Annotated in this window: 10 protein-coding genes; 8 read left to right on the top strand and 2 right to left on the bottom strand. The window is 61.2% G+C overall.

The window, feature by feature from the left end; translation table 11 throughout:
• Positions 1-100 precede the first annotated feature (100 nt).
• Both HMPREF2999_RS05505 and HMPREF2999_RS05500 read right to left on the bottom strand, forming a co-directional pair.
• Entirely contained in the window at positions 101-1,183 is a 1,083-nt protein-coding gene (locus HMPREF2999_RS05505) for a hemolysin family protein (protein WP_070676806.1), read from the bottom strand.
• A complete protein-coding gene (locus HMPREF2999_RS05500; RefSeq protein ID WP_070676810.1) occupies positions 1,180-2,514 on the bottom strand; it encodes a hemolysin family protein in 1,335 nt (444 codons plus the stop codon). The genes HMPREF2999_RS05505 and HMPREF2999_RS05500 overlap by 4 nt, the downstream gene beginning before the upstream one ends.
• Before the next feature lie 587 nt (positions 2,515-3,101).
• Between HMPREF2999_RS05500 and HMPREF2999_RS05490 the strand changes: the two genes are divergently transcribed.
• The 8 genes from HMPREF2999_RS05490 to HMPREF2999_RS05460 all read left to right on the top strand — a co-directional run bounded on the left by HMPREF2999_RS05490 (position 3,102) and on the right by HMPREF2999_RS05460 (position 13,131).
• Complete coding sequence (locus HMPREF2999_RS05490; protein ID WP_070676813.1) at positions 3,102-6,779, top strand: multifunctional oxoglutarate decarboxylase/oxoglutarate dehydrogenase thiamine pyrophosphate-binding subunit/dihydrolipoyllysine-residue succinyltransferase subunit; 3,678 nt, start codon at positions 3,102-3,104, stop codon at positions 6,777-6,779.
• Between the two features lie 220 nt (positions 6,780-6,999).
• Positions 7,000-7,599, top strand: coding sequence for a GDSL-type esterase/lipase family protein (locus tag HMPREF2999_RS05485; protein ID WP_005505446.1), 600 nt, complete (start codon positions 7,000-7,002; stop codon positions 7,597-7,599).
• 230 nt (positions 7,600-7,829) lie between these two features.
• Positions 7,830-7,904: a 50S ribosomal protein bL37 gene (locus tag HMPREF2999_RS09675; RefSeq protein WP_095343185.1), complete on the top strand. Its 75-nt coding sequence runs from the start codon at positions 7,830-7,832 to the stop codon at positions 7,902-7,904.
• A gap of 157 nt (positions 7,905-8,061) precedes the next feature.
• A complete protein-coding gene (locus HMPREF2999_RS05480) occupies positions 8,062-8,802 on the top strand; it encodes a sigma-70 family RNA polymerase sigma factor (RefSeq protein ID WP_070676815.1) in 741 nt (246 codons plus the stop codon).
• A gap of 89 nt (positions 8,803-8,891) precedes the next feature.
• On the top strand, positions 8,892-9,215 hold the full coding sequence (rsrA, locus tag HMPREF2999_RS05475; RefSeq protein ID WP_070676817.1) for a mycothiol system anti-sigma-R factor: 324 nt from the start codon (positions 8,892-8,894) through the stop codon (positions 9,213-9,215).
• A gap of 260 nt (positions 9,216-9,475) precedes the next feature.
• Positions 9,476-10,981: a 3-phosphoshikimate 1-carboxyvinyltransferase gene (aroA, locus tag HMPREF2999_RS05470; RefSeq protein WP_070676818.1), complete on the top strand. Its 1,506-nt coding sequence runs from the start codon at positions 9,476-9,478 to the stop codon at positions 10,979-10,981.
• Positions 10,982-12,109, top strand: a complete 1,128-nt coding sequence (gene rsgA / locus HMPREF2999_RS05465; protein WP_070676820.1) for a ribosome small subunit-dependent GTPase A — start codon at positions 10,982-10,984, stop codon at positions 12,107-12,109.
• Positions 12,110-12,189: 80 nt separating this feature from the next.
• Positions 12,190-13,131 (top strand): inositol monophosphatase family protein, encoded by a 942-nt coding sequence (locus HMPREF2999_RS05460; RefSeq protein ID WP_070676822.1) that lies wholly within the window; start codon positions 12,190-12,192, stop codon positions 13,129-13,131.
• The last annotated feature ends 71 nt before the right edge of the window (positions 13,132-13,202 follow it).

The raw sequence follows: 13,202 nt of genomic DNA, 5'->3' as shown, positions 1-13,202 counted from the left end.
GCCCGCCCTTAGCCCTCTTTGACGAGGGCACCGGGCGGGCTGTGTGTTCAAGATTTCCCTGTTTTATTCGGGATATCTCACGATGCGGCTACTGGGCTTATTACTGGGCTTCGCGCGCCTGCTGTCGGCGTACACGCTCACGCACCGCGTCCTGGGTGGTGTCGTTGATTTCGCCGACGAGCTCCTCCAGCACGTCTTCGAGGAAGACCACGCCGAGGGTTATGCCCTGTTCATCCATAACCTGTGCGATATGGGTTCGGCTGCGCTGCATGGAGGCGAGCGCATCGTCAATATCGGTGGTCGGTGTGAGCGTGTCCAGGGAACGCAGCTTGTACCAGGGGAAGGGCTCTTCGAACCGCTCGGGGGCGATGGCGAGGGCGTCCTTCACGTGCAGGTAGCCCATGTAGGTTCCGTCGCTGTCGGTAATGACGAAGCGGGAGTAGCCGCTGCGTGCCACGGCGCGTTCCAGTTCGGCGGGGGTGCTGCCGAAGGGCAGGGTGACGAGCTTATCGCCGGGCACCATGATTTCGTAGACGTCCTTCTCGGTGAATTCGAGGGCGCTTTCAATCACGCCGGCGTCGTCTTCCACGGTGCCTTCCGCGGTTGAGGTTGCCACGATGGTCTGCAGCTCGCCCAGGGTGAAGGTGGAGGCGACTTCGTCCTTTGCGTCGACCTTCATGAGCGCCAGCAGCTTGTTGGACAGGTTGTTCAGCAGGGCGACCACGGGGGCGAAAATCTTGGAGAAGGTCACCAGGGTCGGCACGATCCAGAGAGCCACACCGCGGGCGGCGAGGGTCACGGCGGCGTTCTTGGGAACCATCTCGCCGAAGATCACGTGCAGGTAGGTGACCAGGATCAGGGTGATACCGAAGGCGATTACGTCCACGATCGCGTGGGGCAGGCCGACCAGGTGCAGGGGCACCTCCAGCATGTGGTGCAGTGCCGGTTCTGAGACGTTCAGGATCAGCAGGGAGCAGATGGTGATGCCCAGCTGGCAGGTGGCGAGCATGAGTGAGACGTTTTCTAGCGCGTAGATGACGGTATGTGCTCGCTTATTGCCTTCTTCGGCGAGCGGTTCGATTTGTGCTCGTCGGGTGGACATGATGGCGAATTCACCGGCGACGAAGAAGGCGTTTCCGGCGAGCAGGATGACGAGCAGTGCGATGGCTACCCAGTCGTTCATGCGTTGCCTCCCTTCTCGGTCTGTTCCTGTGCGCTAGGTGCGGGGGTGAATCGGATGCGGTCCACGCGGCGGCCTTCGAGGGTGTCGACGCGCAGGGTGCCGCCGGGTACGGGGACGCTGTCGCCTACTTCGGGGATGCGGCCGAGGCGTTCCATCATGAAGCCGCCGACGGTTTCGTATTCGGGGCTTTCATCAACCTCGAGTCCGGGGATGAGCGCGTTGATTTCGTCGGGGCGGCGCAGTCCGGAGAACACCCAGTCGCCGTTGCCGTAGCGTAGGGGGCGTTCGGTGCGGCCGCGGTCGTGTTCGTCGGAGACTTCGCCGACGATTTCTTCGACGAGGTCTTCGAGGGTTGCGATGCCTGCGGTTCCGCCGTATTCGTCGAGGACCACGGCGAGCTGCAGGGCGCCCTGGCGTAGCTGGGTGAGCAGTGCGTCCAGGTGCAGGGTTTCGGGGACCTGCAGCACGTCTTCTGCAAGGGCGCCGGCTTCGAGGGTTTCGCGAACCTCCGGGGGCACGCCGACCGCCTTCTTCACGTGTACGACGCCCACGATGTTGTCGTGGTCGCCCTTGTAGAGCGGGAATCGGGAGTGGCCGGTGGAGCGTGCCAGCTTGATGACTTCGGCAACGGGTGCGGTGTCTTCGAGCATGGCGACCTGACCGCGCGGGGTCATGACTTCGGAGGCGGTCAGCTCGGAGAAGCGCAGGGTGCGGTCCACGAAGCGTGCCGCGTCGGAGTCGAGGGTGCCTTCTTCTGCGGAGCGACGCACCATGGAGGAGAGCTCTTCGGGGGTGCGTGCCGCGGAGAGTTCTTCTTTGGCTTCCATGCCGAACCGTCCGAGAATCCAGTTGGCGGAGCCGTTCATGATGCGCACGAGCGGGGACATGACGCGGGTGAAGGCGAGCTGCGCGGGGGCGACTCGACGCGCCACATCGTAGGGTTCGGCGATGGCGAGGCCCTTGGGCAGCAGTTCGCCGACGACCATGGAGAGCAGGGTTGCGATGAGCATCGCCAGCAGCAGGGTGAGCACGTCGGTCACGCTGCTGGGCAGCCCCATGCTGTTGATAACACCGGTGGTGAGCGCCTTGATGGCGGAATCGAGAGTGTAGCCGGTCAGCAGCGTGGTGATGGTGATGCCGATCTGGCAACTGGACAGCTGAGTGGAGAGCGTCTTGAGGCAGCGCAGGACGGCGTCGGCGGCTTTATCGCCGGAGTCCTTTGCCTGCTGCACGGTGGCGGTTTCGAGCGCCACGAGAGAGAACTCTACGGCAACGAAGAAGCCCGTTCCTAGGATGAGGAGCAGGCCGATGAGTAGGAGAATCAGATCCACTCAGCCACCGCCTCCATCGACTGGTGTGCGGCGCCTTGGGCTTGGCGGGGTAGCCCCGCAGCCAGGCTGTCCAGATGCTGAGCATCGGAGGTGGTGTTTTTGGGTGTTACAGTGCCGTGTTGCGCAGAGTATGCGGGCAGTATTCTGCGCTGGCTAGTAGTCAGAGTCTTACTCAAAGGGTCATCCATACCCCATATTTTAGCGAAGGTTTCGTCTCTTCTCGGTGCTGTAGAGTGCCTGCTCACAAGCGCAAGACAGCACTTGTTGCGCACGCGGCTCATTGCTAATCCGTAAGAGTGAAAAATTGCATTGCGGATATGGCGCGATGAGCTGGAAAGTTCACCGTGCTTCTCTTTACACTTATACATAGGAGCATGAGTGTGCCGCCAAGCAAGCGGATGAACCCCGACGTTCACGGCACGCTAGGCAGGTTTGTACGGTGCACACCCCGCACATACGGCCACCATCTTAGGCGATGCGCACATGCTCAGCGTGATGATTCGCCCCTCGAAGACGCGGGTCGTCTATGCCGGGGAGAGTCCCGGACGCGACGGATAAATTCACACTAATTGGAAGAGGCGTTTAACGTGCCCAATCTGCCAGAACATCTGGTGCCTGAGGAATTTGCCGGTAACGAATGGTTCGTTGAAGAACAGTACGAGCGTTACCAGAAGGACAAGAACCTCGTGGACCCTTCATGGTGGCCCATTTTTGAGACCATCGACAAGGCGCTGGGAGGCGCCGGTACCGCTAGTGCAGCTCCTGCTGCGGCACCCGCCGCACCGGCTGCACCTGCCGCACCTGTAGCAACTCCCGCCCCCGCGGCACCGAAGCCTGCGGCTGCGCCTGCTAACCCCACCCCTCCCGCTGCTACCAAGAAGGCTGAACCTGTGGAACCTGTTGAAGACAAGATTGTCCCCCTCCGCGGCCCTGCTAAGGCAGTTGTCACGACCATGGAAGAGTCGCTGACTGTCCCCACCGCAACCACCGTTCGTGCGGTCCCCGCAAAGCTGCTCATTGAGAACCGTGCTGCCATCAACAAGTACCTGGCAAGCACCCGCGGCGGCAAGGTCTCCTTCACCCACATCATTGGTTACGCTGTGATTCGTGCAGTGGCAGCGATGCCTTCGATGAACGTGACCTACGGTGTGGACGAGAAGGGCAAGCCCGTTGCAATCCACAACGCACACGTGAACTTTGGTCTGGCTATTGACCTGCCCCGCCCCGATGGTTCCCGTAACCTGGTCGTTCCGAACCTCAAGGGTGCTGAGCAGCTAAGCTTCCGCGAGTTCTGGGATGCGTACAACGACATCGTTAAGCGTGGCCGTAACGGCGCGCTGACCATTGAGGACTTCCGCGGCACCACTGTTTCGCTGACCAACCCCGGTGGTATTGGTACCGTCCACTCGGTGCCCCGCCTCTCCAAGGGCCAGGCAGCCATCATCGGTGTGGGTGCTCTGGAGTACCCGGCTGAGTTCCGTGGCCTGTCCGAGAAGCTCATCACCCAGCAGGGCCTGTCCAAGATCATCACCCTGACCAGCACCTACGACCACCGCGTCATTCAGGGTGCAGGTTCCGGTGAATTCCTGAAGCTGGTTGAGCACTACCTGCTCGGCGGCGACGACTTCTACGACGCAATCTTCCGCGACCTGAAGGTTCCTTTCGAGCCGGTTCGTTGGGCACGCGACAACCACGTCGATGACGCTCACGAGATTTCCAAGGTTGCACGTATCCAGCAGCTCATTCACGCGTACCGCGTACACGGCCACCTGACCGCAGCAACCAACCCCGTTGGTTACAAGATGCGTTCGCACCCGGACCTGAAGCTGGAGAACTACGGCCTGACCCTGTGGGATCTGGACCGCGTCTACCCGACCGGTGGCTTCGGCGGTTCCGAGCGTCTGCCGCTGCGCACCATCCTGGAGCGCCTGCACGAGGCATACTCCGGCTCTCTGTCCGTTGAGTACATGTACTCTGAGGACCCCGAGGTCCGCGCATGGTTCCAGGAGCGCCTGGAGCGCGGCGTTGCTAAGCCCACCCGCGAGGAGCAGCTGCGTGTTCTCTCCAAGCTGGTTGAGGCTGAGGCATTCGAGAACTTCCTGCAGACCAAGTACCTGGGTCAGAAGCGCTTCTCCCTGGAGGGCGGCGAGTCCCTGATTCCGCTGCTGGACGCTGTTCTGGACAAGGCAGCTAACAACGACCTGAAGGGCGTTGCCATTGGTATGGCACACCGCGGTCGCCTGAACGTGCTGACCAACATTGCTGGCAAGTCCTACGCTCAGATTTTCCGTGAGTTCTCCGGCACCGCAGCACCCTACGAGGGTGGCTCCGGTGACGTGAAGTACCACCTCGGTACCGAGGGTGTATTCACCTCCGATTCCGGTAAGCAGACCCAGGTTTACGTGGCTGCTAACCCCTCGCACCTTGAGGCTGCAAACACCGTGCTCGAGGGTATCGTCCGCGCTAAGCAGGACGTCTACAACGAGCAGGGCGTTGAGGGCCATCCGGTCCTGCCGATCCTGATTCACGGTGACGCAGCATTCGCTGGCCAGGGCATCGTCATGGAGACCCTGCAGATGGCTGACCTGAAGGCGTACACCACCGGCGGCACCGTGCACGTTGTGGTGAACAACCAGATTGGCTTCACCACCCTGCCGAACGACGGCCGCACCGCAACCCACGCCTCCGACATCGCGCGTATGACCAAGGCTCCGGTCTTCCACGTCAACGCTGATGACCCGGATGCAGTGGTTCGCGCCGCACGCCTGGCATTCGAGTACCGTGAGCGCTTCGGTCGCGACGTTGTCATTGACCTGATTTGCTACCGCCGCCGCGGTCACAACGAGGCTGACGATCCGTCGATGACCCAGCCGAAGATGTACCAGGATATTGACGTCCTGCCCTCGACCCGCACCCTGTACGCACAGGACCTGGTCGGTCGCGGCGATGTCTCTCAGGAAGAGGCAGACGAAGTTCTGGACTCCTACCACTCGAAGCTGGACGCTATCTTCGTCGAGACTCAGTCTTCGGCACCGGCTCCTGCTGGCGCGCACGTTTCCGGTCTGGAACTGCCCGCATCTCAGCAGAACACCGAGGTCGTTCACGGCGGTAAGACTGCAATCTCCCGTGAGACTCTGCAGCACATCGCTGACGCGTTCGGTAAGGAGCCCGAGGGCTTCACCGTCCACAAGAAGCTGAAGAAGCTCATGGAGCAGCGCGTTGAGATGGGCCGCACCGGCAACGTGAACTGGGGTATGGGTGAACTGCTCGCCTTCGGTTCGCTGCTGATGGAGGGCACCGACGTTCGTATGAGCGGTCAGGATGTTCAGCGCGGTACCTTTGTTCAGCGTCATGCTGTTCTGCACGACCACATCACTGATGAAGAGTGGTCGCCGCTGGAGCACCTCTCTGAGGACCAGGGCAAGTTCCGTATCTACAACTCCTTCCTCTCTGAGTACGGCGTTCTCGGCTTCGAGTACGGCTACTCGGTAGAGCGCCCCGACTCGCTCGTGGTGTGGGAGGCTCAGTTCGGTGACTTCGCAAACGGCGCTCAGACCATCATTGATGAGTTCGTGTCTTCCTCCGAGCAGAAGTGGGGCCAGCGTTCCTCGCTGGTTATGCTGCTTCCTCACGGCTACGAGGGTCAGGGGCCTGACCACTCCTCGGCTCGTGTTGAGCGTTACCTGCAGCTGTGCGCTGAGAACAACATGACTGTTGCTTGCCCCTCGACTCCGGCTTCGCACTTCCACCTGCTGCGTCGCCACTCTCAGCACCGTCCGTACAAGCCGCTCGTGGTGATCAGCCCCAAGCAGCTGCTGCGTCTGAAGGCTGCTGCGTCCTCCATCGAGGACTTCACCGAGGGTTCGTTCCAGCCGGTGATTGGTGACCGTTCGGGTATTAACCCGGCTCAGGTTGAGCGTGTGGTCTTCGTATCCGGTCGTCTCTACTACGATCTGGAAGCTGAGCGCGAGCGCCGCGGCGACACCAAGACCGCTATTGTCTCGGTGGAGCAGCTGTACCCGTTGCCCGAGCAGGAGATCAAGGAGCAGCTGGCTCTGTACTCGAACGCTACCGACGTTGTGTGGGCTCAGGACGAGCCTGCTAACCAGGGTCAGTGGCCGTTCATGGCTGTGAACCTGCTGCCGCTGCTGGACCGCCGCGTGCGTCTTGCTTCCCGCTCCGCAGCTGCTTCCCCGGCTGCTGGTACCGGTAAGCTGCACGCAGCTGAGGCTGAGGCTCTGCTCAAGCAGGTCTTCGAAGGCTAAGGTCTTCTACAGCTGATTGGCTCATGATTTAGCTCTTCAAAACCCGTCTTCCCGTCAGATGTTTCTGGCGGGCAGACGGGTTTTTTAGTCTCGGATACTTACCGGATAGGGTATTAAGTTCGAAAAGAGGCCGGTAAGCGCTTATCCTAGATATAAAGACTATTACTCACGTGCCTTGCCGCCTCTCACGGCGGGCGCATACTGCAGAAGAAAGAATTCCGTGGAGCAACGCAATATTCGAATTGTGGCAGTCGGCGATGACCTGCTCGCCGGTGTTGGCGATCCCCGTACTCTCGGCTGGTTTGGCCGTGTTATGGCGCGCACCCCGCAGACCACCGCATCCATTGCGGCATATAACCTTGCCGCCCCCAATGAAGGTAGCGAGCAGTTGAATGCACGCTGGTTCGAGGAGGCGCGCCGCCGCTTCGTTCCCGGTGCTGATAACCGCCTCATTATTGCTCCGTCGACCTTTGACATTGATTTGGGTCTGACCAGCGCTCGTTCGCGTTTGAACCTGGCGAACATTGTGGACATGGCGTCGCAGAACAACATTAAGGTTCTGGTTGTTGGTCCGCCGCCGACCCTGGACGCTGAGCGTAACCGCCGTATCGCTGACCTGTCGGCGGCGTACGCAGATGTGGTGACCCGCCGTAACCACGTGTACGTGGATACGTTCAACCCGCTGCTTCACCACGAGCAGTGGCGCAACGACCTTGCCGCTAATGACGGTCGCCCGGGTCAGTCCGGTTACGGTCTGATGGCGTGGCTGGTTCTGCACCGAGGCTGGTACAACTGGCTGAACATTCCTGAGCACGGCTAAGAGCCCGCTCTCCCCGCTGGGGTTGTGAGCTGATGCGAAGAAAGTTCGTGTTTTTTAGCTCATATCCCGGTTCCAAGATGCAATCATGCCGTTTCTATGAAAAAATAGACGGCGTTGCCCTTATAGCGTGGAGCACCGGTTTTCGGTGACCGCCTCTGCTAGGGCAGGTAATAGGGAGCGCGCACCGCGAAGGTGGGGCGTGCATCCATGAACACTATAAGGAGGCTCTGATGAGCAAGCGCGGTCGTAAGCGCAAGGACCGTCGTAAGGGCGGCGCAAACCACGGTAAGCGCCCCAACGCATAAGGTATCTTGCATACACTTTAAAACCCCGGCGTTTCGGATATTATTCGGACCCGGGGTTTTGCTTTACCCGCAGATGTTTGTGCACATTCTGCGGAATAAAGAGAAGAATTCTACGTTATGGAAGTGAACGCCTGGCGCGTTCCTGTAGAGGAGAAACATGGCTGAAACCAACACCGCGGCAGATACCCGCGAGCTACGCGAACGCTTTACCGCGGACGCTATGCAGTACGTGGATCAGCTCTACGCTGCCGCCCTGCGGATGAGCCGCAACTCTGCCGATGCTGAAGACTTGGTGCAAGAGACCTACATGAAGGCTTTTGCTTCGTACCACCAGTTCACCGAGGGTACGAACCTGAAGGCGTGGCTGTACCGCATCCTGACGAATACGTACATCAATTTGTACCGTAAGCGTCAGCGTGAGCCGCAGCAGTCTCAGGGTGAGACGGTGGAGGATTGGCAGCTGGCTCAGGCGGGTGAGCATGATGCGGTGGGTCTGCGTTCTGCTGAGGCGGAGGCGCTGAGTGCCCTGCCGAATACGGAGGTTCGTGAGGCTCTGAACGAGCTGTCTGAGGATTTCCGCATGGTGGTGTACTACTCCGATGTGGAGGGGTTCGCGTACAAGGATATTGCGGAGATTCTGGATATCCCTCTGGGCACGGTGATGTCTCGTCTGCATCGTGGCCGCCGTATTCTGCGTGAGAAGCTGCTCGATTATGCGCGTGAGAACGGTCTGCGCCCGTCGACCATCGCAAAGGTAGAAGCGAAGGCTGAGGCGAAGGCAGCCGCGAAGGCGAGCGCTAAGGGGCAGCCGGCAAAGGCTACTAAGGGCACTAAGGCGGCCAGGGGCGTAAAGTCCCCGCCGGCGGACTCTCGTTCCGAGGCGCCTGCGGATTCTTAGCTTCGCTCTTCTACACGTGAGCTAGCCTCCCATCAGGTTGGGGCTAGACTCCCCTAACGCTTTATACCTTCCGTGTGAAAGGAACCCCGATGTCAACCACAGACAAGAATTCTTCTGTCCCCGAAGCCGCCGATGCCTCTGCGGCTTCTGAGCCGCTGGAGGATTGCGGCGGCCAGCCCTGCTCGTCGTCTCTCAAGCACCTCTACGAATTCCTCGATAGGGAGCTGAGTCCCGAGCAGCTGCGCACGGTTCAGGCGCATCTGGATGCCTGCCCCGACTGCGCGGATGTGAAGGACTTTGAGCTGATGATTCGTGAGAAGATGCGTTCTTCGTGCGCTCAGCAGGCGCCCGAGCAGCTGAAGGCGCGTCTGTTGCAGGATGTGCAGAAGTTCTGCGCCGAGGCTAACCTCTAAGCTGCCTCAAGCTGTTGCCCCGCTGGGGTATAGACATCTGATGATGAGTGAAGGCGGTGCGCCAATGACGGTGTGCCGCCTTCACGCGTATTGATTGGTTCGCGCTGTCTGGTTCGTGTTGCCTGGTTCGCGCTGCCTATCTCACCGCTGGAGTCCTCAGCGGCTCGCAAACCCTCAACCGGTAGAATAGGGGTAGACGTCAACCGGCGCAGCGTCTCTGAGTCTGCGCCCTCCCCATGATTTGAACCAGAAGAGGATGTATGAGCGACGCAGCAGTGCAGCTTTCCCCCGGTGATTGGCCCGCTCCCCTGGCACCCGCCTCCAGCGAAGCCGCTGGCAAGAACGCGCTGGTGCATATTCCGGGTTCTAAGTCGCTCACGAACCGTTATCTGTTACTTGCTGCTCTGGCTGATTCCCCCTCGTATTTGCGTGCGCCGCTGCATTCGCGTGATTCGGCGCTGATGATTGAGGCGTTGCGCCAGCTGGGTGCGGGTATTGAGCTGGTTCCGACCGATTCGCCGTTCGGTCCAGATGTTAAGGTCACTCCCCTGAACTTTGTGGAAACGCATTCTGCTCAGGCGCAGGCCGATTCCGCTCAGCCGGTGTCGATTGAGTGCGGTCTTGCCGGTACCGTGATGCGTTTTGTGCCCGCCCTGGCGGCGCTGCTGCCGGGTGAGTTCGCTTTTGACGGTGACCCGCACGCTCGTCAGCGTCCGATGGGCCCGGTTCTGGAGGGTCTGCGTCAGCTGGGTGTGCAGGTGGATTGTGAGCAGGGCGAGAACGCTCTGCCCTTCGTGTTGCGCTCCCCCGGTCTGGCGAGCGTAGAGGGTGTTTCTGAGGCGCCCGTGGTTCGTATTGATGCTTCCACGTCGTCCCAGTTCGTTTCGGCTCTGTTGCTGATGGCGCCTCGCCTACCGCAGGGTATGGTGCTGGTGCACGAGGGTTCTTCGGTGCCGTCCATCCCGCACATTCAGATGACCGTGGAGGCGCTGCGCCAGATGGGTATTCGGGTGCAGGAGCACTACCCGAACCAAGGCAATGAAGCAGAGGGCGGCGAGTACCGTTGGACGGTTCACCCCGGTTCTTTCCCCGGCTTTGAGATGACCATTGAGCCGGACCTTTCGAATGCCGGTCCGTTCCTTGCTGCCGCCGTGGTTACCGGCGAGTCGGTGACTATTCCTCACTGGCCTGCACCCGCGGCTGATTCTTCGGCGGGTACGACCCAGGTGGGCGATATGTGGCGTGAGCTTCTGCCCGCGCTGGGTGCGCAGGTTCGCTACGCTGAGGGCCGTCTGACAGTGACCGGTCCGGTGCAGCTTCCCGAGGGTGACTTCTCCTTTGATCTGTCTGCCGGTGGTGAGCTGGCACCGACCATGGCAGCTGCCTGCGCTTTCGTGAAGGGCCGCGTTGAGCTGACCGGCATTGCGCATCTGCGCGGTCATGAGACGGACCGCCTCGCAGCGCTCGCCGCTGAGATTAACCGCCTGGGAGGTACCGCCCGCGACACCGCCGATTCGCTGGTGATTGAGGCGCCCATCCCCGCTGCCGCTGAGGCTGCGCCAGTTCTGGCGCGCACCTACGACGATCACCGCATGGCAACCTTCGCGGCGATTATTGGTCTGCGCCGCCCCAATGTGGTGGTGCAGAACGTAGCCACCGTGGCTAAGACCATGCCCGAATTTACCGCAATGTGGGAGGACATGCTGGCGCAATGGCAGGCCGGCGCTTCCACCTCTGACGTTACCGCCGACCAGGAGGTCTTCTAAATGGGTTCTTCCCGCATGAACGTGCGCGATTTCTCCGAATGGGATGAGTCGGATGTGCGCGTGCGCCCGAATAAGAAGGGCTCCCGCCCCCGCACGAAGGACCGCCCGACCTTCAAAGAAGCGATTCGTGGCAGGGTCATTACGGTGGACCGTGGCCGCTGGTCGGTCGTCGTGGATGAGGGTACCGAGAAGGAGCGTACCCTCATTGCGGCGCGCGCTAAGGAGCTGCGCCGCACCGCGATTGTGACCGGTGACTTTGTGGACCTGGTGGGTGACACCTCCGGCGCGAAGGATACCCTGGCGCGCATTGTGCGGCTGGGCGAGCGCACCTCGATTCTGCGCCGTAGCGCCGATGACACCGACCCGTCGGAGCGTGTGGTCGTGGCGAATGCTCAGCAGCTGGTGATTGTGGTTGCTGCGGCGAACCCGGAGCCGCGCACCGGCTTCATTGACCGTGCCGTGGTGGCGGCATTTGACGCCGGGATTGAGCCGATTCTGTGCATTACCAAGACCGATGTGCGGTACCCGCAGAACCTGCTGGATTACTATGCGGCGAGCGGTTTGAAGATTGTGCTGTCTTCGTCTTCGGATGGTTTGGCGCCGAGCCAGGAGGGCGCTGCCGGTTTGGAGTCGGCACCGGTTCAGGAGCTTCTGCAGGAGCTGTTGGGTCAGGTGTCGGTGCTTCTGGGCCATTCGGGTGTGGGTAAGTCGACCCTGGTGAATGCGCTGACCGGCTCTGAGCGTGCGACCGGTCATGTGAACGCGGTGACGGGCCGTGGCCGCCACACGTCCTCGTCGGCGTTGGCGTTGCGTCCGGTGAATGCGAATGGCGACCCGATGGAGCCGGGCACCTGGATTATTGACACTCCGGGTATTCGTTCTTTCGGTCTGGCGCATGTGCCGCCGGAGACCGTCGTGGAGGCGTTCGTGGATCTGGCACCCGGTGCGGCGGATTGCCCGAAGGCGTGTACTCACGCGGCGCAGGCTCCCGAGTGCGGTCTGGAGGCGTACGTTGCTGCCGGTCACGCCGGTCAGAGCGGTCCTGACCGCCTGGAGTCCTTGCGTAAGCTGCTGCTGTTGACTCCTGAAGAGGGCGATTCGGAGAAGGAACTGGGCGCTCTCGTCTAGGGTTCTCTGCAGGGTTCTCTGCCCCTCCCGCACACACATTTTTGCTGACTACATCACCGATACTGAAGAAGAGCATTACTATGAGCCGTCCCCAGCAGTACACCGACGATTTGCGTCTTGCGCATATTCTTGCCGATAGCGTCAATCGTGTGAGCGCTATGCGTTTTCGTGATCGCCCGGTCTTCTCCCCCATCTCCGAGGCGGTAGAGCCCGCGGAGGCGGCACCCGCCGCGGTAACGTTGGCGCCGTGGCAGCAGGCTACTCAGCAGCCCGCAGAACCGCAGGTACAGGAGCAGGAACCTGCCGATTACGCCTCGGGTGTGGCGCAGGAGGTTGAGGAGCTTCTGCGTGCGCAGCTGTCGCGTGTGCGTACTCGTGACGGTATTGCCGGTGAGCATGCCGGCTATAACGGTCAGGCGTCGCGCCAGTGGGTGATTGCGCCGATTGCTGAGCTGGATAATTTTCGCCGCGGCGTGCCGGTGTGGGCGACACTGATTGCTCTGCTGGATCAGGGTGAGCCGGTGGTGGGTGTGGTATCTGCACCCGCGCTGGGCCGCCGCTGGTGGGCTGCTCGCGGTTCGGGCGCGTACACGGGTAAGTCCTTGGCGCAGGCTACTCGTCTTGAGGTGTCTTCGCTGACTCAACTGGATCAGCTATCTGCCGCGTACACCGACCTCTCCTCCTGGAAGGAGGCATCTGAAGGCCCTGTGGACCGCTCTGGCGAGCTTGTACAGCTTCTGGGCTCAGTGGGTCGTTCCCGTGCGTACGGTTCGTTCTGGGCGGCGTGTATGCTCGCTGAGGGTGCCGTGGATACCCTCGTGGATCCGTCTCTGTCGTTCTACGAGGTGGCGGCGCTTCTGCCGCTGATCCGTGAGGCTGGCGGCGTCGCCTCCACCCTGGAGGGTGACCTGCCCGAGCACGCGGGTGTTTCAGTCTCCGGCGTGCACCCGGTGTCCCTGGTGGCAAGTAATACGGCGGCGGTCCAGCAGCAGGTGCTGGAGGCGCTCGCGCCCCAATCCTAGTCTGTACTCCCCTCCCCTGTGACGGTGACAATATAGCGAGGCGGCGGCTTTCCCGTAAGTGGAAAGCCGCC

Source organism: Rothia sp. HMSC066H02, assembly GCF_001814995.1.
GTDB classification, from domain to species: Bacteria; Actinomycetota; Actinomycetes; order Actinomycetales; family Micrococcaceae; genus Rothia; species Rothia mucilaginosa.
The sequence above is the reverse complement of the archived record's forward strand: the minus strand, read 5'-3'. Positions and strand labels throughout refer to the sequence as shown.

Excerpts from the sequence above, each read along its gene's own strand:
- HMPREF2999_RS05505 (WP_070676806.1), bottom strand. The coding sequence starts at position 1,183 with ATGAACGACTGGGTAGCCATCGCACTGCTCGTCATCCTGCTCGCCGGA.
- HMPREF2999_RS05480 (WP_070676815.1), top strand. The coding sequence starts at position 8,062 with ATGGCTGAAACCAACACCGCGGCAGATACCCGCGAGCTACGCGAACGC.
- rsrA (WP_070676817.1), top strand. The coding sequence starts at position 8,892 with ATGTCAACCACAGACAAGAATTCTTCTGTCCCCGAAGCCGCCGATGCC.
- aroA (WP_070676818.1), top strand. The coding sequence starts at position 9,476 with ATGAGCGACGCAGCAGTGCAGCTTTCCCCCGGTGATTGGCCCGCTCCC.
- rsgA (WP_070676820.1), top strand. The coding sequence starts at position 10,982 with ATGGGTTCTTCCCGCATGAACGTGCGCGATTTCTCCGAATGGGATGAG.
- HMPREF2999_RS05460 (WP_070676822.1), top strand. The coding sequence starts at position 12,190 with ATGAGCCGTCCCCAGCAGTACACCGACGATTTGCGTCTTGCGCATATT.